This window comes from Paenibacillus sp. LjRoot56, assembly GCF_964253335.1.
In the GTDB taxonomy this organism is placed as follows: Bacteria; Bacillota; Bacilli; order Paenibacillales; family NBRC-103111; genus Paenibacillus_E; species Paenibacillus_E allorhizoplanae.
The window spans coordinates 381,006-405,943 of sequence record NZ_CAXURV020000002.1; the positions used below are offsets into that span (position 1 = coordinate 381,006).

The 24,938-nt window shown below is 45.1% G+C and carries 17 protein-coding genes; 16 read left to right on the plus strand and 1 reads right to left on the minus strand.

The window, feature by feature from the left end:
* The first annotated feature begins 17 nt into the window (after nt 1-17).
* From ACSQ8O_RS14430 to ACSQ8O_RS14470, 9 genes are all read left to right on the plus strand, one after another.
* Nucleotides 18-1,049 (plus strand): LacI family DNA-binding transcriptional regulator, encoded by a 1,032-nt coding sequence (locus tag ACSQ8O_RS14430; protein ID WP_436242241.1) that lies wholly within the window; start codon nt 18-20, stop codon nt 1,047-1,049.
* Between the two features lie 51 nt (nt 1,050-1,100).
* Nucleotides 1,101-4,262, plus strand: a complete 3,162-nt coding sequence (locus ACSQ8O_RS14435; protein WP_436242242.1) for an alpha-mannosidase — start codon at nt 1,101-1,103, stop codon at nt 4,260-4,262.
* 50 nt (nt 4,263-4,312) lie between these two features.
* The gene (locus tag ACSQ8O_RS14440) at nt 4,313-6,112 is read left to right on the plus strand and encodes a sensor histidine kinase (protein WP_436242243.1); all 1,800 of its coding nucleotides are present in this window, start codon (nt 4,313-4,315) and stop codon (nt 6,110-6,112) included.
* 11 nt (nt 6,113-6,123) lie between these two features.
* Nucleotides 6,124-7,185: a response regulator transcription factor gene (locus tag ACSQ8O_RS14445; RefSeq protein WP_436242244.1), complete on the plus strand. Its 1,062-nt coding sequence runs from the start codon at nt 6,124-6,126 to the stop codon at nt 7,183-7,185.
* A 196-nt stretch (nt 7,186-7,381) separates the two neighbouring features.
* A complete protein-coding gene (locus ACSQ8O_RS14450) occupies nt 7,382-8,344 on the plus strand; it encodes an ABC transporter permease (protein ID WP_436242245.1) in 963 nt (320 codons plus the stop codon).
* A gap of 18 nt (nt 8,345-8,362) precedes the next feature.
* Nucleotides 8,363-9,235, plus strand: coding sequence for a carbohydrate ABC transporter permease (locus ACSQ8O_RS14455; RefSeq protein WP_436242246.1), 873 nt, complete (start codon nt 8,363-8,365; stop codon nt 9,233-9,235).
* A gap of 44 nt (nt 9,236-9,279) precedes the next feature.
* A complete protein-coding gene (locus tag ACSQ8O_RS14460; RefSeq protein WP_436242247.1) occupies nt 9,280-10,830 on the plus strand; it encodes an extracellular solute-binding protein in 1,551 nt (516 codons plus the stop codon).
* Nucleotides 10,831-10,847: 17 nt separating this feature from the next.
* Nucleotides 10,848-13,559 (plus strand): MGH1-like glycoside hydrolase domain-containing protein, encoded by a 2,712-nt coding sequence (locus ACSQ8O_RS14465; RefSeq protein WP_436242248.1) that lies wholly within the window; start codon nt 10,848-10,850, stop codon nt 13,557-13,559.
* 357 nt (nt 13,560-13,916) lie between these two features.
* Nucleotides 13,917-14,660 carry a hypothetical protein gene (locus ACSQ8O_RS14470; RefSeq protein ID WP_436242249.1) on the plus strand — a complete coding sequence of 248 codons (744 nt, stop codon included), beginning with the start codon at nt 13,917-13,919 and terminating at the stop codon, nt 14,658-14,660.
* Between the two features lie 102 nt (nt 14,661-14,762).
* Here ACSQ8O_RS14470 and ACSQ8O_RS14475 read toward each other — a convergent pair whose 3' ends face one another.
* The gene (locus ACSQ8O_RS14475) at nt 14,763-15,632 is read right to left on the minus strand and encodes an SDR family oxidoreductase (RefSeq protein ID WP_436242250.1); all 870 of its coding nucleotides are present in this window, start codon (nt 15,630-15,632) and stop codon (nt 14,763-14,765) included.
* Nucleotides 15,633-16,142: 510 nt separating this feature from the next.
* Here ACSQ8O_RS14475 and ACSQ8O_RS14480 point away from each other — a divergent pair.
* The 7 genes from ACSQ8O_RS14480 (at nt 16,143) to ACSQ8O_RS14510 (ending at nt 24,923) form a co-directional block, all read left to right on the plus strand.
* Complete coding sequence (locus tag ACSQ8O_RS14480; RefSeq protein WP_436242251.1) at nt 16,143-17,246, plus strand: amidohydrolase family protein; 1,104 nt, start codon at nt 16,143-16,145, stop codon at nt 17,244-17,246.
* A 12-nt stretch (nt 17,247-17,258) separates the two neighbouring features.
* Nucleotides 17,259-18,182: an ABC transporter permease gene (locus ACSQ8O_RS14485; RefSeq protein WP_436242252.1), complete on the plus strand. Its 924-nt coding sequence runs from the start codon at nt 17,259-17,261 to the stop codon at nt 18,180-18,182.
* Nucleotides 18,183-19,058, plus strand: coding sequence for a carbohydrate ABC transporter permease (locus ACSQ8O_RS14490; RefSeq protein WP_436242253.1), 876 nt, complete (start codon nt 18,183-18,185; stop codon nt 19,056-19,058).
* A 21-nt stretch (nt 19,059-19,079) separates the two neighbouring features.
* Nucleotides 19,080-19,475, plus strand: a complete 396-nt coding sequence (locus ACSQ8O_RS14495; protein WP_436242254.1) for a Rieske (2Fe-2S) protein — start codon at nt 19,080-19,082, stop codon at nt 19,473-19,475.
* Between the two features lie 74 nt (nt 19,476-19,549).
* The gene (locus tag ACSQ8O_RS14500) at nt 19,550-21,049 is read left to right on the plus strand and encodes an extracellular solute-binding protein (RefSeq protein ID WP_436242255.1); all 1,500 of its coding nucleotides are present in this window, start codon (nt 19,550-19,552) and stop codon (nt 21,047-21,049) included.
* A gap of 97 nt (nt 21,050-21,146) precedes the next feature.
* Nucleotides 21,147-23,456 carry an AraC family transcriptional regulator gene (locus tag ACSQ8O_RS14505; protein WP_436242256.1) on the plus strand — a complete coding sequence of 770 codons (2,310 nt, stop codon included), beginning with the start codon at nt 21,147-21,149 and terminating at the stop codon, nt 23,454-23,456.
* 15 nt (nt 23,457-23,471) lie between these two features.
* Nucleotides 23,472-24,923: a glycoside hydrolase family 88 protein gene (locus ACSQ8O_RS14510; protein WP_436242257.1), complete on the plus strand. Its 1,452-nt coding sequence runs from the start codon at nt 23,472-23,474 to the stop codon at nt 24,921-24,923.
* Nucleotides 24,924-24,938: the final 15 nt, after the last annotated feature.

Here is a 24,938-nt window from a genome sequence, read left to right on the forward strand (position 1 = left end):
CTGGAGAAGGTGATTGAATGGCAAAGCGCGTAACGAGTTTTGACGTCGCTAGACGTGCAGGAGTGTCCAGAAGTATTGTGTCAGCGGTTCTTAACAACACGCCCGGTATCGGAGTTGGCGAAGAGAAGCGAAAAGCGGTTCTGGACGCAATTGAGGAGCTGAACTATCGGGTTGATGCACAGGCAAAGGGGATGAGAACCGGTCGAAGTTACTGTATCGGAGTGCATGGGGATTTAAGCAACCCGATGTTTACACAAATGCTGCAGGGGCTTCAGGAAGCCTGCAAAGAGAGGGGGTACCACGTCCTTTTATGCGGTGTGGAAAACCGAACTGAGCTGATCGAGCTGTTCATGCAAAAGCGAATTGACGGCATCGTGACCAAAGACACGACGGGCTACGCTGATGAGAGTTGGGAGAAGGAACTGAACGATCAGCAAGTTCCCTTCATTTCGGTTGAAGGATACCCAGAGAGCTCGAGAACGACTTCGATCCTCATGAATTATAAGCAAAGTGTGCATGACGCACTGAACGCCATGTGGGCGCTAACTAAGTTGCCTCCAGTTTATCTGGGAGTATACAGAGGGGCTGAGTATAAGCCGAATTGGGGAGACCGTGAACGACTACAAGGTTATCGGGAGTGGATGAGCCAACACAGCTGCGAGGTTTCTATTGAATTGCTCCAGGAAGAGTCTTGGCTATATGCACCTAAGGATTGGGAGAAATGGCTGGAGATGCTGCCTAAGCCTGTTTCTATCATTTCCAATTGGTCGAGAGGGGCCATATATATATACCGTGCCGCCAATAAGCTGGGCCTACGCATCGGTGAAGATGTGCATATTATGGCAGCAGATAACACAGAAAGTGTTAATGCATTCTTGGTTCCCGCATTAAGCGCTGTAGAGGTTCCCTACCCAGACATGGGCAGAGCAGCTGCAAGCCGTATTATCGAGTACATCGAGGGAAAGAAACCGATTGATAGCAAGGAAAAGCAATGGGTACCAGCAAAGCTATCGATGAGGGATAGTGTAATGATAGGTAGGAGCAGGTAGACCTACCCTTTTTTATTATCTTACATAACACGTGTTATAGGGGGAATAGGCATGTTTTGGATCATGGAGAAGCTGGAGGCAAGACTAAAGGAGTTAAGCGGTTACAGGTATCGTGAGGAAAAAACGCTGACAGATATTCGCAAGCAGGTGGATAATGAGGGAATAGTGGGAGCCTACCCTTCATGCGAGGGACAATGGGTTGAAGTAAACCTGGGGGATCGTTGGACCGGACGTGATTATTACCTTTGGCTAAGGATAGATGTAGAGATTCCTTCAGCATGGGAAGGTCGTAAAGTGCTCGGACGATTTGATTTCGGTCAGACTGGAGGAGGCCACAACAGCGGTTTTGAGTCCTTGCTATTTGTGAACGGCAAGCCCTATCAAGGTGTGGATTCCAATCACGAGGAGGTGTTCTTCACTCCCGAGTTGATCGGAACGAGTGTGAGCCTTCAATTCCGGCTTTGGTCCGGCTTGAATGGGTATGCTCCTGAAGCTCCTATAGAAAATACACTGCGCCTAGCGCGTTTAGGTTGGTTGGATGAAGCAGCTGATGATCTTTTCTTTACTGCCCGCTCAGCTTTAGATACGGTGAGAGGACTAAACGAGAATACACCGGACTATCACGATTTATCGAAGGCGCTAGATCGTGCCTTTCTGCAGATTGATTGGTCTTATCCTGGCTCTGAGGATTTCTACACCTCAATTTCAGAGGCAAGAGATACACTGCAAAGTGAACTTGCGCTTTTAACGAATCGGCACCCCGTAACGGTGCATTGCATTGGTCACACGCATATTGACGTAGCTTGGCTATGGCGCTTAAAGCATACACGTGAAAAGGCAGCTAGATCGTTCTCGACTGTACTCCGTCTGATGGAGCAATATCCGGAATATGTTTTTTTGCAAACCCAGCCTCAGCTTTATGAATATATAAAATCGGACTATCCGGAAATTTACGAACGAATCCGAATGAGGGTGAAAGAGGGACGCTGGGAGGCCGGAGGCGCGATGTGGCTTGAGGCCGATTGCAACCTAACGTCGGGTGAATCCCTCGTCAGACAAATGATGTACGGGATGCGATTCTTCAAAGAAGAATTCGGTGTTGATTGCAAATATTTGTGGCTTCCGGATGTGTTCGGTTATAGCTGGGCGCTTCCACAAATTTTGCGGAAATTTGGAATCGATATGTTCATGACAACCAAAATCAGCTGGAACCAATACAATCGGATGCCCCATGACACCTTCCAATGGAGAGGAATTGATGGTAGTGAGGTACTCACTCATTTCATTACAACACCTGACCCAGGTGGTAATGAGGGGGCCTTCTTCTATACATACAACGGAAAGGTGACGCCTCATTCTATACAAGGGATTTGGGAAGCTTATCGCAATAAGGAACTTAATCAATCGTTACTGCTTTCCTACGGTTATGGGGATGGTGGAGGTGGTGTGAACCGCGAAATGCTCGAAATGCGACGCAGACTTGAGAACATGCCAGGAGTGCCGAAGGTGACGACAGGTCGGGCGGATACTTATTTTGAACAACTAAAGAAAACGGTCGATCAAACAGATCAATATGTGCACACATGGGATGGAGAGCTTTACCTGGAACTGCATCGCGGGACTTACACGAGCCAAGCTTACAATAAGCGGGCGAATCGCAAGCTGGAGCTTTTATACCGGGAGACAGAATGGTTAAGTGCTTTGAACAGCGTGCTTCGTTCCGATTGGACGGAATATGGACAATCTGAACTGGCAGATGGTTGGAAAATCATTTTGCGTAATCAGTTTCATGATATTATCCCAGGCTCTTCCATTCGTGAAGTGTATGAAGATTGTAGGTTGGAATATGCGGAAGCATTCGAGCTTGGTCATCGAGTATGGAATCGTGCTGCAGATGCTATGGCTGATCCAAAGAGAGAGCTTGACGGTAACAAGAGCTACTTGGTATTCAATAGCGCTCTTTGGGATCGTGATGGGGTTGTAGCGCTGTCAAGCGATTCACTGCCCACAACAGGATTTTGGACTGACCATGAAGGCATAAAGCTCGACGCCACCCTTTCGGGTGATCAGTGGTTGATCCCTGTTAGACAAATTCCGTCTATGGGTTACTGCACCATTTACTATACGATTAGCCCTGCTGCTCTTCAAGATGATCATAAGGATGTCTTCGAACATGGTGACGACTGGATGTCTACTCCTTTTTACAAGCTTGAGTGGGATTCCGCCGGTCACCTCACACGGATTTATGACAAGAGTGAGAACCGTGAAGTGCTCGCTGAAGGCGAATCCGGCAATGTGTTTCAAGTGTTCGAGGATAAGCCGAAGGGACGTCATGAAGCCTGGGAAATTGATTTGTTTTATCAGCAAAAAATGCGATTGATCGGAGATCTCCAATCGGTTCGTCTAGTTGAAAGCGGCCCGTTTCGTGCAATCCTTTGTTTTGAGTGGCTTTATGGGAGATCGACCATTACGCAACAGTTGATCGTATATGCCGACAGCCGAAGAATCGACTTCGATACGAAGGTTGATTGGCAGGAGCGTCGTCAACTGCTTAAAGTGGCCTTCCCGGTAAAGGTGCGCAGTACGGAAGCCACCTTTGACATTCAATTTGGTAACGTGAAGCGGCCAACGCATTGGAATACGAGCTGGGATTATGCGCGTTACGAGACAGTTGGCCAACAGTGGGCTGATTTGTCAGAACGCGGTTATGGAGTCAGTTTGCTTAACGATTGTAAATATGGCTATGACATTAAAGACAATGTTATGCGCTTAACGCTTATTAAATCGGCGATGGTTCCAGACCCGACAGCAGATTTAGGTGAGCATATTTTCACCTATGCATTATTTCCGCATCGAGGAGATTGGCTTGAAGGCGGTACCGTCGAGGCTGCTTGGGATTTAAATAATCCACTTCGCATTACGCCAGGAGCGGCTCATACCTGGGAGGCTTTGTCCCTGTTCAAAGCTAAGGGGGGACATGTGATTGTGGATGCTGTGAAGAAGGCAGAGGACCAAGATGTATTGATCCTGCGTCTTCATGAATATACAGGTGCGCGCAATGAGATTGTTCTGGAAAGCGCAATGAAGATCATTTCTTGGCAAGAATGTGACCTGATGGAGCGGCCTATAGAGGAGCCTAACTATGGGGAAGCGCTTCGCTTTGAAATTAAACCTTACGAAATTAAAACATTTATGATTGTAATTACCAAATAAATCGTTTACAACTATGAATAAGGAATCACGGTTTGGAGATGAGACTGCCCATGATTAAACAGAAAGTGCTGACCATTAATGCGAAACTTGTATGTATTATTTTATTTTTCCTATGCGTCCCCTTACTTGCCTTCGGTACTTTGTGGTATACAAGCTCCACCGAAAGTATTGAGAAGAATGCAATAGGCTATAGTGAGCAGCTGGTACGGCAAATCAATGAGCAGCTTGATTCTTATTTTGAGGATTTGCAGCGTGTTACCTATCCATTACTGCTGCATCCCCAAATTCAAACTTTTATGAAGCTGGATCCGAACGATCAATATGAACGATTTGCTATTAGTAAAAAAATATCCGATGAGTTGTTTCCCACGATTCTATTTGGACGCCCGGATATATATGGGGTATCAATCGTAACCAAGGGCGGTACAGTGGCCTCGAGCTATAATGCCATTGCTGCCCAGGCTAGCTATGATCTGTATAAGGATGCGCTGACGGGAGAGCAGAATTACAAGATTACGGGGTTGTCCGTGATAGATACTACAACTGTGCTGACGATTACCCGAAGATTTGTAGATACCTTGTCGTATCAGTCAGCAGGACTGCTTGTTTTGCATTTGAAAATGAATGAAATTATTAAAATATGCGAAAAAATTAAACTTGGACAGAGCGGGTTTGTATGGATTATGGACCAAGATGGTAAGGTCGTTTATCACCCAGACAAGGAAAAGTGGGGAAAGGCCGTCAACGAGCAAAACATACGTTTAACACAAGAAGAGCCAAGTGGGAACTCGGTTGTAACGATTAACGGCACCAAAAAGCTGATCCTCACCGAACGTTCTTCTTTGACCAAGTGGACACTTATTTCTGAGGTGCCGCTGAATGAACTTAATGGCGATCTTGTTCGCTGGCGTAATGTAACGGTTTGGGTCGGGTTGTTGCTTGTAAGTTTGGCCTTATTCTTGGTGGGAGGCTTCTCTGTGTATCTTACTCAATCGCTGTCGCATTTGCGGCGGTTGATGCGCCGGGCGGAAGAGGGGGACTTAAATGTCCGAGCGCCAGAGAAACGCAACGACGAAATTGGAGGCTTAAATCGAAGTTTTAACCGAATGGTTGGAGAAATTCGAAGACTGATTGATGAGATCCAGCATTCTAGGCAGAAAGAGATCGAGATGGAACTCCGCCAACGAGAGTCGGCACTTCTGGTCATGCAGTCTCAGATCAATCCGCATTTTTTATACAACACACTAGAAATTATGAATTCGTATGCGATTATTGAGGGAGTCAAACCTATTAGTCGAATGGCAACCTCCTTAGCTGATATTTTTCGGTATAGTATTGGTCATCCTCAGCAGACTGTGACACTTAAGGATGAGCTTCGTTATATTAGCACCTACCTTGAAATTCAGCAGGAGAGATTTAAAACGCTTCGAGTAGAACTAAAGTTACACGATGAGGATCACCTTAACGTATTAGCGCTCCGCCTCATGATTCAACCTCTTGTGGAAAATGCCTTTAAGCACGGTTATGAACGACATAGAATTAAGCCTACGTATATTGGCCTCACAGGTGAACGTTCAGAAGACGGCTATTTGCTTCGGATTATAGATCAGGGCAAGGGTATGGATAATGTGCTAAGAAATGAATATAATCAAGCATTCAATAACAATGATGTTAATTTTCGTAGAGATTCAGCAGTAATAACAGATGGCTCCTCGGAGTCGATAGGACTTTGGAATGTTCATCAGCGAATTCGCCTCTCTTTTGGATCTCCCTTTGGTCTTTACATTGCCAAATCGGATGAGACGGGAACCGTTGTAGAGCTGATGCTTAAATATGCAACTCACAAGTAAGGAGGCTGACCATGTATAAGGTGCTCATTGTAGACGACGAGATTATGATTAAACGCAGTTTGTGTAAACTCATCGCCGAAAGCCCCTATGGCTTTGAAGTATTCGGTGAAGCTGATGATGGCATGGAGGCGCTGGCACTATGTGAGAAGCTGCGTCCTGACCTGCTGATTACCGATATCTCTATGCCAGTCATGGATGGCTTGGAGTTGATTCGAGAGGTGCGTAGAAGGAAATGGGACATGGAAATTATTATCATTTCCGGATATGGTGACTTTGCTTATGCGCAACAAGCGCTACGGCAAGACGTTACCGATTACTTGCTCAAGCCACTTAAGGAGGAGCAGCTATATGAACTGCTCTCTGACATTGACGGCAGATTTAAAGAAAGACATAAGTTAGCAACTGGCAGAAGCCAATGGGTGAAGCAATCCAAAGCTCGAAGTGAAGCTGTATCGGAGCAACTGTGGCTGTTAAACGAAGAAGAGGCACTACAGCTTATGAAAGAAATGGTTCAGAAGCTTAGAGAAGAAGGTGTTTCTGATGAGGTCGCTCGAAGTTGTACGGAAGATCTGCTGACCATGGTCGAGGCGGAACTCCTGCATCGCTCAGGCGGCGGAATGTCCGAGTCGAGCAAACCCTTTCTGACAGAGGGCAATGAAATGCCACTGGAGGGATGGCTCGTGCAAGCAAGAAGCAGCCTGAAAGATTTGGCGGAGAAGGTTAGAGCTTCCAGAAATTGGGGACAGCGACAATCGATTGCGAAGGCTATCGATTATATTGTTTTGAATTATTTCCAAGAGGATATCTCCTTGCAGAAAGCGGCAGAGAAGTCAGGGATGTCCTTGTCTTATTTCAGCCGCTGTTTTAAAGATGAGCTAGGGCTAAGTTTCACCGATTACGTTATAAAACTGCGTATGGAGAAGGTTAAGGAATTGCTGAAGGCTCCTGGAGTCAGAGCCTCCGAGGCTGCTCTGGCGGTTGGTTACGAGGATTATCCGCATTTTGCGAAGACATTCAAGAAATATTATGGCTTGTCACCTAATGAATACAAAAAAAGGGTGACAGGCTCCTAGTTTATTGTGTAACTAACTGGAACTAAAGGAGACCGTTCTTGCCGGAATGGTCTTTTTAATTTGAAAGCGTAACCATTTAGAATATAAAAACACAACTTTCGCAAGAGATCACATGGTTAATGCATTTGTAACCGTATACAATAAAGTTACATCACAGCAAGGCTAGCGCATGCGCATGGAGAGGAGAAATGAAGCAATGAATGTCAGTAAAGAGAGAATTGTGACAGGATCAGCTGGATTAACGGGACGGCCAACAGTAAAGCCCAAGCTGTATGTCGTTAAATATTGGCAGATCTATTCGATGGTACTTCCTGGACTTCTTTTCTTTATCTTATTCAAATACGTTCCTTTAGCTGGCATCATTATAGCTTTTCAGGACTATAGCGTGTTTACAGGGATTTTGAGCAGCAAATTCGTTGGTATGAAGCATTTTATCAACTTATTTACATATCCGGAGTTTCTGACGGTGACCAAGAATACGTTCTTAATAAGTATATATCAGCTTTTCTTCGGATTTCCGGCTCCGATCATTCTGGCACTTCTAATGAATGACGTCAGAAAGATGGCTTTCAAAAAAGTTGTGCAAACCGTGCTGTACCTGCCTCACTTCCTATCTTGGGTCATTGTCGGCGGGCTTGTCATTAACTTTCTATCCCCGTCCTCGGGCATGCTCAATGAGGTTCTTCACATGCTGGGCAGAGAGAAGATCTTCTTCATGCAAGAGCCTAATTATTTTCGCACAATTGTCGTGACTTCGGGAATATGGAAAGAAGTTGGCTGGGGCACGATCATTTATCTCGCCGCACTTGCAGGGATTAACCCAGAGTTATATGAATCTGCCGAGGTGGATGGAGCGAGCAAATTAAGGCAAGTGTTCAGTATTACTCTACCATCCTTACTGCCTACGATTATGGTGCTCCTGCTGTTAAGGATCGGGCACATTCTCGATCTCGGCTTTGAACAAGTTTACATGCTGATGAATCCACTCGTCACTTCGACAGGTGAGATCATTGATACTTATATTTACCGTGTCGGCTTGCTAGGTGGTCAATATAGCTATACAACGGCAATCGGGCTGTTCAAATCCGTAATAGGTCTCATTTTAGTCGTAGGAGCGAATCAGCTAAGTAAAAAAACAACCGGCAATTCAATTTATTAAAAGGAGGGAGGCTCTCAAATGACGAAAAAACCAACTTTCTCACGAGAAGCATTTGCTTCCCTTAACTATACGTTACTCATCCTTACAAGTGCCGCCATGCTTCTTCCATTTCTACATATCGTAGCAGGCTCTTTAAGTTCAGGATCAGCACTTTCTCAAGGAAAAGTTACCATTTTTCCCGTTGAGTTTACATTGATTAATTATGTGGGCGTCCTCAAAAATATGGCGATTTGGAAATCCTTCGGCGTCACGGTGCTGCTGACAGTAGGGGGCACGGCCATTAATCTATTCTTCACATCGTTAATGGCATACGCCTTAGCCAAAAATGAACTTAAGGGCCGCTCTTTCATATTACTTTTAGTTGTTTTTACTATGATTTTTCAAGTGCCAATTATACCGGGATATCTACTTGTCAAATCATTAGGCATGCTCAATTCGCTATGGGCACTCATTATCCCGGGGACGATCAGTGCGTTTAACTTGATCATCATGGTTTCGTTCTTTCGGCAAATCCCTGAGGGGTTGGTGGATGCCGCCAAAATCGATGGTGCCGGCGAATATCGCACTTGGTGGAGCGTGGTGCTGCCTTTATCACTGCCGTCCCTTAGCACAGTTGGGTTATTTTACGCAGTCGGACACTGGAATGGTTACTTTAGTGCTATTATGTTCATCCGTAACCCCGCGCTTTACCCTTTGCAAGTGAAGTTAAGGCAGTTATTAGTTGATGGCGATACACAAGGGGTCGCTCAAAGTGTCAGCCTAACTTTGCAGTCAGCGGAGGGTATTAAAATGGCAACCATCATGGTAGCGACACTTCCTATTTTGTTTGTCTACCCTCTTGTCCAAAAGCATTTTATTAAAGGTGCGATGCTTGGTTCTGTGAAGGGTTAAGATAAAAACGATGACAAAAGTTCAAAAAAAAAGGAGAAGGTCAGATGAACAAAAAATGGACGAAGGTTGCTTTAGCAGTAACGGTAGTAGGGACAATGGTAGGCTGCTCTTCTAACGACAATGCAGCACCGACACCCGGTTCAACACAGAGCGTCAGTAAACCGGCTAAGTTCAAAGTAGGCATTGGTACGGAAGGCCTGCAGTACATCGAAGGATCTCCAAACATCAATGAAGATGAGTACACGAAGAAGCTTCGTGAGATTTCCAAATCTGATGTGACGCTTGAGCTCATACCACACCGTGAATTTGATCAGAAATTAACACTGCTTTTTGCTGGCGGAGATCTGCCAGATCTATTGCAAACACATGGTATTAATAAACCGGAAGTAGCACCTGCTGTGGATACAGGAGTAATTATTCCTCTAAACGACCTGATCGACAAATATGGTCCGAACCTGAAAAAAAATATTTCAAAAGAAGCTTGGGAATTCGCAAGTGTTAGTAAAGACGGAAAAATCTACGGGATCCCTTCTGTAAACGCGACTCCAAACGGCAGTGTCATGATGGTCCGCAAGGATTGGCTAGATAAGCTGGGATTAAAGGCACCGAAAACGGTAGACGAATATCTAGATATGCTGCGGGCATTCCGTGATAAGGATCCTAATGGTAATGGGAAAAATGATGAAATTCCGTATTCTGGTCGTGAAAAGTTAGCGTTTACAGAAGCGTTCTTTGGAGCCTATGACGCACTTCCTCTCGATTGGAAGTTTGAGAATGGCCAATTGATCCCTAACCTTATACGTCCACAGATGAAGCAGGCATTAGCAACTTACCGGAAGATGTATGAAGAGAAGCTTTTAGATAATGAGGTGTTCGTACAAAAAGCGCCAGTATGGGATGCGAAAATTAAAGCACAAGGCATTGTAGGTTTATGGACACATGCTCCGCGCCTTGCTGACAAATGGTCAGCAGAGGTTAAGACAGGAACGTCAAGTGCTCAACTTGAAGTTATCCAATCCCCAGTAGGTCCAGATGGGAAAGGTGGCCATAGTATTGGATCAACGGTAGGGGGGAACGTATGGGTTGTTCCTAAGACGACCAAAAATCCGGAAAACGTGATCAAGTTCTTGGATTGGTTCTATAGTGACGAAGCACAGAAGTTCCTTACTTACGGACTTGAAGGCAAGGACTATACGCTAGAAAACGGCAAAATGAAATATAAGTATCCGGAGAAGCAGGAAGACATTTACCGTGAAGAAATGCATTTAACTTGGTTGCGCATGGTAGGTCCTCTTCATTTGACGGATGCCGAGTTTATGAAAAATCGTCCAGCTGGGGACAAGGTGCTTAAAGGAATGGATGTTGCTTCCAAAGAAGGTCGTAAAAATGATGCGCTGGGCATGCCTTCGCTACCAACTATGCAAACGCGTCCTGAGCTCGCAAGAGATGGCTTGTGGTTAGAAACTGCTGCCAAAATTATCACGGGTAAAGAACCTGTAGACTCTTTTGATAAATTCGTTGAGGATTGGAAGAAGAGGGGTGGAGACCAAGCGATCAAGGAAGCAACAGATTGGTATAAGAGCACTCATAAATAAAGAGGAGATAATCTATCATGCAAAACTTGGTTGGCACACATGATCAAAAGGGGCTCCCGTTATGGGGGCCCTTTACTAAAAAATATATGGGAATTTCCCATATTTCAAATAGTGAACAAGGTATCCGGTTTGATCTTAGCGTGTTTCCAGGATTTTATAGGCGCAAAGTAGATATTCCAAGTGTCATGTGGGAGTCGGGCTATCACCCTTGGGAGGCATCACCAGATCTTAGCTATTATTCTCATCGCCATGAGCTGGAATGGAAGGATCAAGTTTATGCAGATATCGCTTATGCATCGGCAGGTGCTGATATTCGACTTATCCGTTGTAAGCTGGTTAATCGAACCGAAGCGGAGCAGAATTTAGTTCTCCACTGGATGGCATCACTTCACTTGCCTCAGGTGCATTCCCACGGCAAGGTTCTACAAATCGTAGAGGTTGAGCATCCAGAAGGAGCGGTATGGCTCGATGCATTGGATTATGAGGATCTAGTATTTGCGACGCCAAGGATAACGGATCGTCTTGTGTACGATGGTTTGTATCGTGCAGAGGTGCGAGCAGAGCAATTTGTTAAAGGCTCAGGAATTGGGATGGGCTTTGCACAGGAAAAAGGCGATCAAGTTTCGTATCAGATAAAGTTATCTCAAACACTTAGCGATGCAGAGCTAGGATTGAGGTTTAGATTACCAAAGGGAGAATCTGTCAGGTTCTCAATCGCAGGTAATTGGGCTGGCAGTGTAGAGCTCCTAGGTACAGGTAAGGCCGAGGTAGTCGAAGTCAATATTGGCAGATGCTTACCAGGGACGCTCAGACTCGATCTCATTGCTCAAAGCGAGGGCTCTAGGCACTTGGAATTGGATGGTATTTTCTTGGTGGAGCGAGCACAAAAGGACCTAATTAAGTTTAACCTTGTTTCTACTAACGTTCACCCAGAACTCATACCAGGTCCAGTACCCAACAGCTTAATTCTACAATATGAGGGTATAGATCATGTTTACGGCATGTTATGGCAGTTTGAGGATTATGAGATCAAGCAATACCATAGTGATGAGCTGGATCGTTTCATGAGGCATAATGTCCATCATCATGTTCATCCCATACTCAAAGGTGAAGGTGAGGGTCATTTCACCAATGTGTATCTACGGCCAATTCCGCTTAGCGCGCAAAGTGAGAATACGCTATATGGCATGGTAACCTCCGGATCATTGGATGAGGTCAATCGAGTGATCTTGGACTGGAATGTGGAAAGTCCTCAATATCTGAATGCATTTGTAGAGGGTGAATCTAAGATTGCTGCCTTTGAGCATGAAGTTCAACCTGAAGGTAAGCAATTTGCATTTAGCCAGCAACTGTTGTCAGCAACTCTCTTAACGAATATCGTGTATCCCGTATACACAAAGCGTAGTTATATTCGGCACTATACGCCTGGTCGTTGGTGGGATTGCCTGTACACATGGGACTCCGGGTTCGTAGGGCTTGGTTTGGCTCAGCTCGATACACAGCGCGCGATTGAATGCTTGAACGCTTATATGACGGACCCTGGGGATACCCAAGCAGCTTTCATACACCATGGCAGCATGGTTCCAGTACAGCACTATTTATTTCTTGAGCTTTGGAACAAAACACAATCAAAGGAACTGCTAGAGCATTTTTATCCGAGGCTTCGCCAATATTATTTGTTCTATGCGGGTAAAAGTGAAGGCTCCGCTACACGCACGCTTCAATCTGGGTTACTCAAAACTTGGGATTATTTCTACAATTCAGGAGGTTGGGATGACTACCCGCCACAAGTACATGTCCATAAGCAAAAGTTAAGGGCAGAGGTTGCGCCGATATCTAATTCTTGCCATGGGATCCGTATTGCCAAGATTCTAAAGATGGCAGCAACTGCTATTGGTCGTATGCAGGATCATGTGAAGGAATACGATAATGATATTGCCTCCTTCAGCAGCTCCATTCAGCAAAATAGCTGGGATGAAGAAGCTGGGTATTTTGGTTATGTGGTTCACGATCAGCAGGGTAACCCTACAGGACTTTTGCGTCACGAGAGTGGTCACAATTATAATATGGGACTTGACGGGGCATATCCACTGGTAGCGGGAATCACCTCCAAGGAGCAGGAAGACCGGCTCCTAGATTATCTGCAAGATCCCTCCCGTCTATGGAGTCCAATTGGCTTATCAACAGTTGACCAAAGCGCACCATATTACCGGGCCGACGGTTATTGGAACGGTGCGGTATGGATGCCGCATCAATGGTTTATGTGGAAGGCGATGCTCAGTCATGGCAGGTCAGAAGGAGCACATCGAATAGCATATACTGCTTTAGGTCTATGGAAGAAAGAAGCTGAGCAAACCTACAATTGTTACGAGCATTTTATTGTCCAATCGGGTAGAGGCGCTGGATGGCATCATTTCGGAGGCTTGTCCACACCCGTGCTGAACTGGTTTGCTGCTTACTATCGTCCAGGCACATTGACATGTGGATATGACGTTTGGGTGAATAATTCCGAATTTTCCAAAGGCAATACCTCCTTGTATGCCGAGATCCGTTATTTTGGGGATTCAACCCATGAGCATACAATAATTGCTTGTATGAATTTCGGGCACCAATATAGGGTTTTATGGAATGGTCAAGAAATAAAGGTGATTAGTCTATCAGACGGTACGTTAGAAATAAGACTGCCTGGTGACAAAGAGGTTCGGTTGAGTATAAAGGCATTGGAATAAAACAGCAGCAGTCAAGGACTTTATTTTCTCGTCCATGGCTGCTGCTGTTTGTATTTTGGGGACTGAAAACAATTTACCTATGCTGGGAACATGCTGGGGGTTTCTGAGGCAGCCGTTATAGCACTTACGAGTAGTTTAATGGAATAAAAAGGAAAATATGGTATAATAAAAACGAGTCGGAAACACGTTTGGCTGGGAGTGCAGATGCATCGGTGGCCTTTTTAAGCTAACGTGCAGGAATGTTAAATTTGAACGAAACAATTACATAGCGAGTACGTCAGATAATGTAAGGAACCGTCCATTAATATTGCGTTATTTCGGGTCGAATGCGTCCAGCAGCTAGAGGAGGCTATTAGAATGAAAAACATGATCTCACTTGGGTTATTATTGCTCCTCCTTATGCTCATAGGATGTGAGGATAAGGGAAATGGTGCAGATACGTCTGTATCGTCCCTTTCTCCAATGCCTGCAGCATCTGAGTCTCTTAGCGCAACACCAGGTTCGTCTCCGCTAGTTACAGAGGCAAACTTAGCGAAAGAAGATGACTCCATCAGAGCAATAGGTACGCATTTGGATGGACGACTACTCGTCAAACCAGCGAACAAAGCGAGCGTAGCTCCTTTGGGGGCACCTAGCTGTTATGGGATGGAGACTGATCTCCATTGGACAGGAGATTATGAGGCGGTATGGGAATCCAAATCTGAGGGAATTGCAACCCCAATCAGTACGTTTCCAATAGACTTCGAAATTGTACAGCCAAGTGACTCACCAGTCATCATGCAGCCATTTACCTTGGAAGATATGGATATATTCGCTTATGTTCCTCGTTACACCGATTGTCATGGTCTCGAAACTTACCTTTTCGGAGTAAGTAATAGGAAGGCTTTTCCGATTACGTTTGAGATAAAACCTGGAGTGAATTGGGCTTCTATAAGCCAATTGCCACAACATCCATTCAAAGTTGCCAATGGCGAATTTATTGTAACTGGCGGAAATGGGGCGGGACAGGATTTCATTAACGTCTATCATTTTAAATATGATCCAAATAAAAAGTCTATGATTCTAAAAAGTACAAATCAAGTGAAGCCTATCGATATATAACTACTGTGGAGAAATCCCTAAATAAAAAGGAAAAAGACCTGGCAGCGAGTTCCGTTAGCCAGGTCTATTTGTGCAACTATCGAATGGGGATCAAGCCCCTGCTTATCCGTTAACAATTGTACCGCCGTTCACATGGAGCACCTGCCCGGCCATATAAGATGAATCTTCGCTAGCTAGGAAGACGTAGCTCGCGGCAAGCTCGCTTGGTTGACCAGCGCGTTTCATCGGCGTTGTCGAACCAAAAGTAGCAACCTCCTGCTCCGTGAACGTAGAAGGAATGAGCGGTGTCCAGATTGGGCCCGGCGCTACAGCGTTGACACGAATGCCTTTGGCATGAAGCTGAAGCGATAGAGAGCGGGTGAACGTCACAATAGCTCCTTTTGTGGCAGAATAATCAAGCAGCTGCTCATGCCCGTGATAAGCCGTGATCGATGTCGTATTGATGATGGCGCTACCGGCTTTTAAATGCTTGACGGCTGCTTTCGTTAAGTAAAAGAAAGAAAAGATGTTCGTGCGAAATGTCTTCTCCAGCTGCTCGCTTGTAATATCCTCAATGCAATTTTGCGGGTGCTGCTCGGCGGCATTGTTCACGAGAATATCCAGTTTGCCGAATTTTTGCACCGCTTGTTTAATAATTTGCTGGCAAAAGCTTTCGTCGCCGATATCGCCTGCGACATGTAGGCATTGGCGACCGGCACTCTCGACGTGGCGCTTGGTTTCATCTGCATCGTCATGCTCGTTCAGGTAGACAAGTACGACGTCTGCGCCCTCCTTTGCATAGGCGAGCGCAATGGCGCGGCCGATACCGCTGTCGCCTCCGGTAATTAGCGCGACTTTGTTCTTCAGCTTGCCAGCTGCCATGTATGCGGTATTGTCAAACTCGGGCAGCGGGTTCATTTGTGATTCGATGCCCGGCTGCTGATTCTGATGCTGGGGAGGAAAAACAGTTTTCGGTTGTGTTTTTGTTGCCATGTTTAAGGGCTCCTTCCATGCTCTACAAATTTTAGTTACGTGCAAAGGTTGGAAAATCATACTACAATCGGTAGTGATACCCTTACATGGTCTTATAACCAAGTTTTTCATATAACGAAACAGCAACACGCGTTTTAAACTAACGAAGAAACGATATGATGGGGGCATAGAATTGCAAAAGCATGAATGGATGATAAAAGTGAAATCGATGCTGTCTATATTCCCTTGCCGACGGCGGATGTGATTCAATAACATACTCTCATTATGTAAGAAACTGGAAGGGCAGATGGTGATAACTGCCCTTTTTTGTTATGTCCCAAATAAATTTCCTTAGATGTCATGTAGTCACGTAATGATTATCTGTGTGAAGGTAGGGATTATTTACATCTAAAAAACCTTATGCCGCTTACGTTTCTGGACTGTCAGGTATTGATTATAGGCGGTAAGTAAACGGCGGGCTAAGATAAATAGCAAGCAGGACATAACAACGACGAAGAAAGGTGAAAACAGATGAATCACAACGATAGCCAACACGGACATACACAGTCGATGCTCATTGATACCGATGTGCACAACGGGATTAGAGACCCTCAAGATTTGCTTCCTTATATGGATAAGCCATGGCACAAGCAGTGGATCGGTGTTGGGACTGGTGTAGGACAACCGTATTACTCACCGGTAGGTGTGTTAAGAAGAGATGCAATTCCCGATGACGGCGGCAGCTCTGGCAGTGATCCGGTTTTCATGGTGAAGGATCACATTGAACGTTATGGCTTTGATTATGTTATTTTAACGGGGCAAAATGTGCTGGAAATGTCGCTCAATCCAGATAGCGATTATGGGAATGCGGTGATATCCGCCTATAACGACTATTTAATTGATCGTTGGTTATCTAAAGATGATCGCTATAAAGGCGCTATGGTGATTAACCATTCGGATCCCTTGTACGCGGCAAAGGAAATTACGCGAATCGGGGGACATCCAGATATTATTCAAGTCATCATGTGCAGCGGCAGTACGCGTTTATATGGGAATCGATTCTTTCATCCTATTTATGAAGCAGCAGAGAAGATGGGTTTGCCGATCGCCATCCATCCGGGGACTGAAGGACGCGGTATGACAGGAGCGCCGACCCCTTCCGGTTATCCATCGCGCTATATGGAATGGCATAATATTCTGCCTATCAATTATATGGCGCATGTGAATAGCTTGGTGTGCGAAGGGGTTTTCGAGAAATTTCCAGGTGTAAAAGTGGTCGCGATCGAAGGCGGGATTGCCTGGCTGCCACATCTGATGTGGCGAATGGACAAGAACTACAAAGCGCTGCGGGATACGACGCCATGGCTGACAAAGCTGCCCTCGGAATACATTCGGGAACATGTCTATGTAACGACACAGCCGATTGAGGAACCGGACGCGCCGGAGCATCTCGTGCACATTATTCAGATGTGTAAAATGGAGGATCGGATCCTCTACTCGAGTGATTATCCGCATTGGGATTTCGATCATCCCAAGATGGTGCTTTCTGCCTTTCCAAAGGAGCTTCGCAAGAAAGTTCAAGGCGGAAATGCGGCAGCCTTATACGGTTTGCATAAGAAAGAGAATTTGAAGTGAGGGGGATTATCGGTGAAGGCATCCAGAATCAGATTAACATTGCTCAAAGATCTACGACGTGATCACTGGCTGTATATCATGGCCTTGCCAGGTATTCTCTATTTTATCTTGTTTAAATATTGGCCAATGGGCGGCATCATAATCGCCTTTCAGAACTTTCAACCATTCACCGGTTTCTTCGGAAGCGAATGGGTAGGGTTGAAGCATTTTCATCGCTTATTCTCAGATCCCGATTTCTTTATGCTGTTGCGCAATACGTTAATGCTTTCGTTCTATCAATTGGTCTTTGCCTTTCCGGCACCCATCATACTGTCCTTAATGTTGAATGAATTGCGCCGTGAATGGTTCAAACGCTGGATTCAAACGCTCGTCTATATTCCGCATTTTATGTCTTGGGTCGTTGTTGTCGCGATGTTTTTTGTTATCTTTGAATCCGAACAAAGCTTATTCCAATCCTTGCTTGCATCACTAGGTTTCCAAAAGTTTTCGATCATGATGGACCCTGAATTTTTCCGTCCCATGTACATTCTGCAAGTCATCTGGCGGGATAGCGGATGGGGAACCGTTATTTATCTAGCGGCGCTGGCGGCAATAAGTCCAGAGTTATATGAGGCAGCTAAAATGGATGGCGCTGGACGTTTCCGTCAAATTTGGCACATCACATTGCCAGGCATACGCAGTACGATTGTGATCCTGCTTTTGCTGAAAATAAGTGACATCTTGGAAACAAGTTTTGATCATGTCTTCAATATTGTCAACTCGCTGACGCGTGATGTGGGGGAGGTATTCGATACCTATGTGTATCGCGTGGGCTTAGTTAACGGGCAGCTTAGCTATGCGACTTCAGTGGGCCTATTTAAGGGTGTTGTAGGCCTAATCCTTGTCGTGTTGGCAAACTGGCTTGTAAAGAAATCAGGCGAGGAGGGTCTCTACTAAATGATGGATAAACGTTGGGGAAATTATTTGTTTGATGGAGTTAATATCATTCTGCTTACCTTGTTTGCATTAATTACGGTTGTGCCATTTATTCATGTGATTTCCAGTTCCTTTGCCTCTGTTGCCGAGTATAACTCACGATCGTTCCTGCTGTTTCCAACGGAGTTCTCCCTGAAGGCTTATTCGTACATCTTTACAACCAATGCGCTGCCCAAAAGTTTAGGGATTACCGTATGGATTACCGTTGCAGGTACACTGACAAGCTTATTGTTAACGACGTTGTTTGCGTATCCCTTATCGAGGAATCGCTTTCACTTCCGCCGTAGTATCATGTTTCTCATTGTTGTGACGATGATTTTTCAAGGCGGCATGATTCCGGATTATCTTGTTGTAAAAGAACTTGGCCTGCTGGATTCCTATTGGTCGTTGATTTTGCCAAGAGGGATTATCGCTTTCTATCTCATTATCATGATTAATTTCTTCAAGAACATTCCCGAGGAGCTTGAGGAATCCGCCAAAATCGACGGATGCGGGGACTTACGGATGCTTTTCCGTATTATTATTCCACTTTCCTTACCGGCGATTGCCACACTAACTTTGTTCTACGCTGTGCTTCAATGGAACACCTACATGCATGCCATTCTGTACATAAACGATACGGAGAAATGGCCCATCCAGGTGCTGCTTAGACAGATTGTCATGGTTTCTCAGGCAGGCTTTGTCGAGCAGGGCTCGATAGCCGGGGAATCTGCGATACCCCCAGAAACAGTGAAAATGGCCGTGATCACGGTAGCTACAATGCCGATTTTAGTCGTCTATCCATTTTTACAAAAGTACTTTGCAAAAGGCGCTTTAGTTGGCTCTGTGAAGGGATAGTCGAAAGGAGGGCACGATCTAATGGAAAAGGTTTGGGTAGCTGCAAAAGATGAGATTATGGAAGGTACTTGTAAAATTGTAAAAGTCAAAAATACCGAATACGGCATTTATAAGGTGAAGGGCGAATATTACGCATGGCGCAATGCGTGCCCGCACTTCGGTGCTCCCGTCTGCAAAGGGATCATTACGGGGACGCGTCTGCCCTCTCTCGTATACGAGTATAAGCTTGGGCGGGAAAACGAGATTGTCAGATGCCCTTGGCATGGTTGGGAATTCGATCTGATGACAGGCGAACACCTGGTTGATCCTCAGACCAAGCTTCGTCAAGGAAAGTTGGACTTCACAAGTGCGGGGCAGGAAAGTTTAGAGAAAGCAGAGCTGGAATTGCAGACAGATGGCATTTATATGTGGGTATAAGGGTGTCAAAGCGGCTATACTTAGACATACAGCCGCCTTAAATAGACATGTTCAACAACTAAGGAGGAGTTAATGTGAAAAGCAAAAAAGTGGTTAAGTCATGGGGGCTCTCACTCACGATGGTTCTAGCTGTGTCAGCTATACTATCGGGCTGTACAACATCAACAGACACATCGGGGACATCAAGTCCAAGTCCAGGTGGGAGTTCCGGACCTGCAGCGAGCCCGGCTGCGTCGACAGGACCTGCTAAAGTGTCGATGTTGAATGTGTATTTATCCAACACGGCTCCGAAAGCAGATGGGCCCGTTGTCAAAGAGACAGAGCGTATCGCGAATGCGAAGTTGGATATTACGTATGTGCCATTCAACGTATACAGCGAGAAATTAAATGTTACGATGACTTCCGGTGAGATGCCTCAAACGATTATGGTAGAAAATCCATTCATTACCTCGGTGCTTAACGGTGTGCGATCTGGTATGTTCTGGGATTTAACACCATACTTAAATGAGTTTCCAAATTTGAAAAAATACGATCAGAACATCTTAAACAATCTCGCTATTGATGGGAAATACTATGTGATTCCGCGTCCACGTCCCCTTGTACGGATAGGTACAATTATCCGCAAGGATTGGCTGGATAATGTGGGTCTTACGGAACCGAAGACGATCGATGAATTTTACAACGTGCTGAAAGCATTTAAAGAGAAGGATCCAGATAAAAATGGTGTCAATGATACATATGGCCTCATGCTCTATGAAAATAGTATCCCAGCTGATATATTCGCATGGTTTGGCGCACCGAATAACTGGATGGTAGATAAGAGTGGGAATTTTATTAAAGATGTAGAAACCAAAGAGTATCGTGAAGGTTTGACCTTCCTTCGTAAATTGTATAACGAGAATTTAATTAATAAAAACTTTGCGATCGTTGTGCGGAATGAAGCTAGAAAAGATTTATACAACAATAAAGTGGGCCTCAGTATCGAATCTATTGATGCTGTCGTACCGTTCTACTATCTCCAAATGGCAGACACGAAAAATAAGTATCCAATGACGGTAAGTCCGCCTATTAACGGTAAATCGTATGCGGCTGCTGGCCATTTCGGCGGTGCTTTGATTCCGAAAACGAGTGTCAAAACAGAAAAAGAACTTCGTGAGGTTCTACGTTATTTCAATACAGAAAATAGTGATGAAGCAAAAGCAGAATTTGTCCGTATTTCCCAAGAGAATGATAAAAAGCCAGCGGCAGAGCAATTTAATGTAGATGACCTCAAAAACTTGATTACAACGGATGCGATTGTGTACCCAACAGGCACGACAGATACGGATGTCCTATTGAAAAAGCGGATGACAGAGCTTGCTGCCGCAAGCGTTCAGGATCCATCCATGGGTCTGATTTCGCCAACCCAAACAGAGAAGGATGCGCAGTTGAAAACCCTCCTCATTGATGCGCGGGCACAGTATATTATGGGCAAAATCGATGATGTCGGCTTCGATGCCGCTGTCCAACAATGGAAAAAAGTTGGCGGCGATCAAGTAGCCAAAGAGCTTTCCGAGCTTTATAAGAAAAAGTAAGCAAGGCATAAAGGGGCGTATCTAAGGATGCAGCCCCTTTACTCCCTTCCATGATATGATGAATGGTGTAAGGAATATGGGGAAGAGCGAGGGGCTTATGATGAGTAGATTCCAGACATCCAGATTTTTCAAAAACCTAGTGTTGCTTAGCTGCATTATCGGGATACTGCCTGTTGTGCTTCTTGGCTATCTCTCCTTTAATAAATCCTCAGCCATTCTGGAGGAAGAGATCATCGCCAGCAATCGACTCATCCTGAAGCAGAACAAGGAGAAAGTCGAATATTTACTTAAAACCATTGATACCTTAGCGACGCAAACGATTAGCGGAACTGTCATGACGAATGCGATTTCCATGCAGACGGTATTAGATGTGCCTTTTGACTACGAATACCATGATCTCTTCGAGAAACTGCTCTATGAGCTCGTCCATATTCAAGTGTTCGAATTGGGTATTCAAGATGTCAATTTGATGAGCTACCGTCAGGATTGGATTGTTGAGGGCGGTGCTGTTTATCCAATGAAAGATCGTCCCTTGATCGAGACGCATGATAAACGTTTATATGATTTGCAAAAATTACTGATCTCCTATCGTGATGATTCCCGTCGTTCTTATTGGAAGATGACAGAGGATGAGAAATCCGGTTATGTGTTTAAGCTTATTAAGCATATTCCGCTGAATGCGATTAACCCGGATGGCATTATCTCGATCAATGTTCCCTTGCAAGAGCTCAGCAAGCGTCTTGCTGGTGATGTTAGTAAAGGACGTACATTAATTATCGATGAACTAGGATCCGTCGTCGCCAGTTTGAACAAGCATGACATCGGAATGAATATGAAGGCCGAGAGCTATTATCGGCAAATTCTCACAAGCGGTGAGCAGGAAGGTTTTTTCTTCTATAAGCAGGATGGCCAGGAGTTTGTCATTCATTATAATCATGCGCTATATAACAATTGGATTTATGCATCGATTACCCCTTTGGAGTATGTGATGAGCAAATCGAATGGAATCAAGCTATATACGATTATTTTTGTAGCCATTTTGATTACGCTTGTAATCACCACATCTTTCTTTTTTTCGCATAAGTTGTATTCACCGATTCATCGGATTTATCGCTCTATTCAGCCGGATCACAAACAGAGGCAGAACAATGAGTTGACTTATATCAGTGAGCATTTGAATCATTTGACGAAATCAAGTACGAAGCTAAAGGAGGAAATGGTATTTCTGCATAGTCAGACGCGTGAATTTTTTGTATTTAAGCTGCTATCTGGCGATATTCGGCTTGAGTCGATGGAAGATCAATTAGAACGGCATGATTTTCCGACAAATTGGGATCGTTGGTGTGTGCTGGCCCTACAAATTGATACGTTGGAAGGGACGCGCTATTCCGAAAAGGATATGGATCTCATGCTTTACGCTATTCATAATATGATCGAAGAGATTGTCCCTCAGTCCATGCGGTTCAGCTCGATTGTTCAGAACCAAGGAGTCGTTCTGTTCTTAGGTGGCGGTCTAGAAGATGATACGCCATTTAAAGTTCAGGTTTTTAATAAATCGGAAGAAATACGTAATAGCATTAAGCAATATTTGAATTTGAAAATAAGCATAGGGATTAGCAGGAGGTATTCGAATTTTATGTATGCGTCGCTCGCTCATCAAGAAAGTCTGGATGCATTGGCTTATCGCGTTAGACTGGGGTCTGAGTCCATTCTGTTCATTGACGAGGTGGAGCCTAATAAAGCACAGATGTTCCGTTATCCGAAAGAGCTTGAATTTCAGATTATGGAGGCTATCAAGCAGTCGAATGAAGAGCAGGCACAGGAAAGATTACAGGCGATTATTGCTGATTTTCTGAAAAACCAGATGAATCACTACGATTATCAGCATTTTATCGGACGTTTATTTAACAATTTAACTGGGCTTGTTCAGGATGCAGGTGAATCGGTACAAGAAGTTTTCCAAAAGGAGATTTTCACCTCGGAAATTTTGATTCGCATGCATTCAGCCAAGCAGATTGAGGAGTGGTTCTGGAAACAGATTATTCAACCGCTTCTTGCATGGACTGAGGAGCGTCAGCGTAAGCAGGATGTGAATATATCCAATCTGATTATTTCAGAGATTGAGCAACATTTTGATCAGGATTTAAGTGTTGAGATGTTTGCCGCGCGGTTTCATTACCATCCTAGTTATATTAGCCGTGTGTTTAAAAAGGATACAGGTGTTAATTTCTCTGAGTATGTGTCGAACCATCGCATAGAGGTTGCTAAACGCTGGTTGCAAGAGACAGATATGAAGATTGCGGATATTGCAGAAAGGCTGCAATACAGCACTCCTTCAAACTTCAATCGAAATTTTAAAAAGATTGTACAAGTAACACCGAGCCAATATCGTGAACAATTCAAATAGGGAGAGGGATCGAAGATGAGACAAGTTCATTATTTTCCGGCCCTCGTTATCAGTGAGTCGAAGACTCTATTACCTGAGGGTAAACATATTGCTAGAGGGTGGCGTGCGGTACACCTGGGAGAAGGTCAGGAGCAACTATCCTTGACATGGCAGCTGCAAGGGGATCAGTTAAAGCAATCAGCAGGACAATGTAGTCGGTTGCGGATCACCGTCGCATTAGATTATCGGGATGCCCAGCAGGTTGACGTGATCTTGCTTCAATCCAATGAAAGAATCGGAGCCATAGATATTCGGTACGCTTATGTATTTCAGCCCTTTGAACTTCTGCTAACGGAGGAACAGACTGCAGCCGTGCTGAATGAGGGGGTCCGATTGGAGCTCATAGGTGGTAAGGAGCCGCTTTGGGTATTTGACGCTCAGGATGATGTGGCGGAACGTGTGCTATTCGTTCCTCACTTGTTGATGGGTGAACCAGATTCACGTGTCGATGAAGCTTTGAATACGATGCTTTCCCTATCCTCGTTACAACCCTTTGGCTGGATGGAGGGATGTGTGTTGGATGGGCTGCATAGTTTACAGTCGATTCTGGGGGAAGACCGTGTGAATCCCATCCTGGATTTGCATTTCAGCCAGTTTTTTAACGCTCAAGGAGATTTGCTCTATGAGGACTTACACGGTCAACAGTCCGATGGTACGTTTACAACGATTGAAGCAACTCTGCCGCTGGCTGTCATTGCGAAATATCGCATGGATCATCCTGTGATTCTCAAAGCGCTTGAATTTTTTGAAGCTGCAGGTCGCAGGAACGGTGGCGCTGTCATTGATGGTGACGTGGTCACAGCTGAAGGCTCGTATACGGTGGCGTATCCGCTTGCCGTTATGGCGAGGCAATTCAACCGTCAAGATATGGCGGAGCAAGCCATTGCGCAGATCCTGCTACGACGAGATTGCCTGGCACGCGAGCAGCATGTGTTTCTGCGCTATCATCGGAAATCACAAGAACATACATTTCGCAGCTGGGCGAGGGCCTTTGCTTGGTACTGCTTAGGTTTGGTCAAGACTTGCATCGAGCTGAAAGCTTCTCAATTCGCGAGTCTGGCAGGAATGGCTGAGTTAGAGGCCGAAATCAACCGCATTGCTCAGGTGGCCGTAGAGTGGAGGCAGCCTGACGGGTTGTGGTCTTGTTTCCTAGATGATGCCACTACAGGAATTGATACCTCGGGATCGGCAGGGATTTCTGCCGCATTCGCACTGGCCGCTAGTCATCAATTGTTACCGAACGGGTACATGTCGCTTGCCCGGCATAATTTCCTGAAGCTATCTTCTTATTTGACACCCGATGGTATTTTGACAGGAGTTGCCCAACATAATGCAGGAGGAATGGAGCTGCAACAGAGCGGATATCGGGTACACTCACAAATGGGGCTAGGGCTTTGGGCACAACTTTATGCGTATTTGAGGCACTAGATAGATCTACATAGA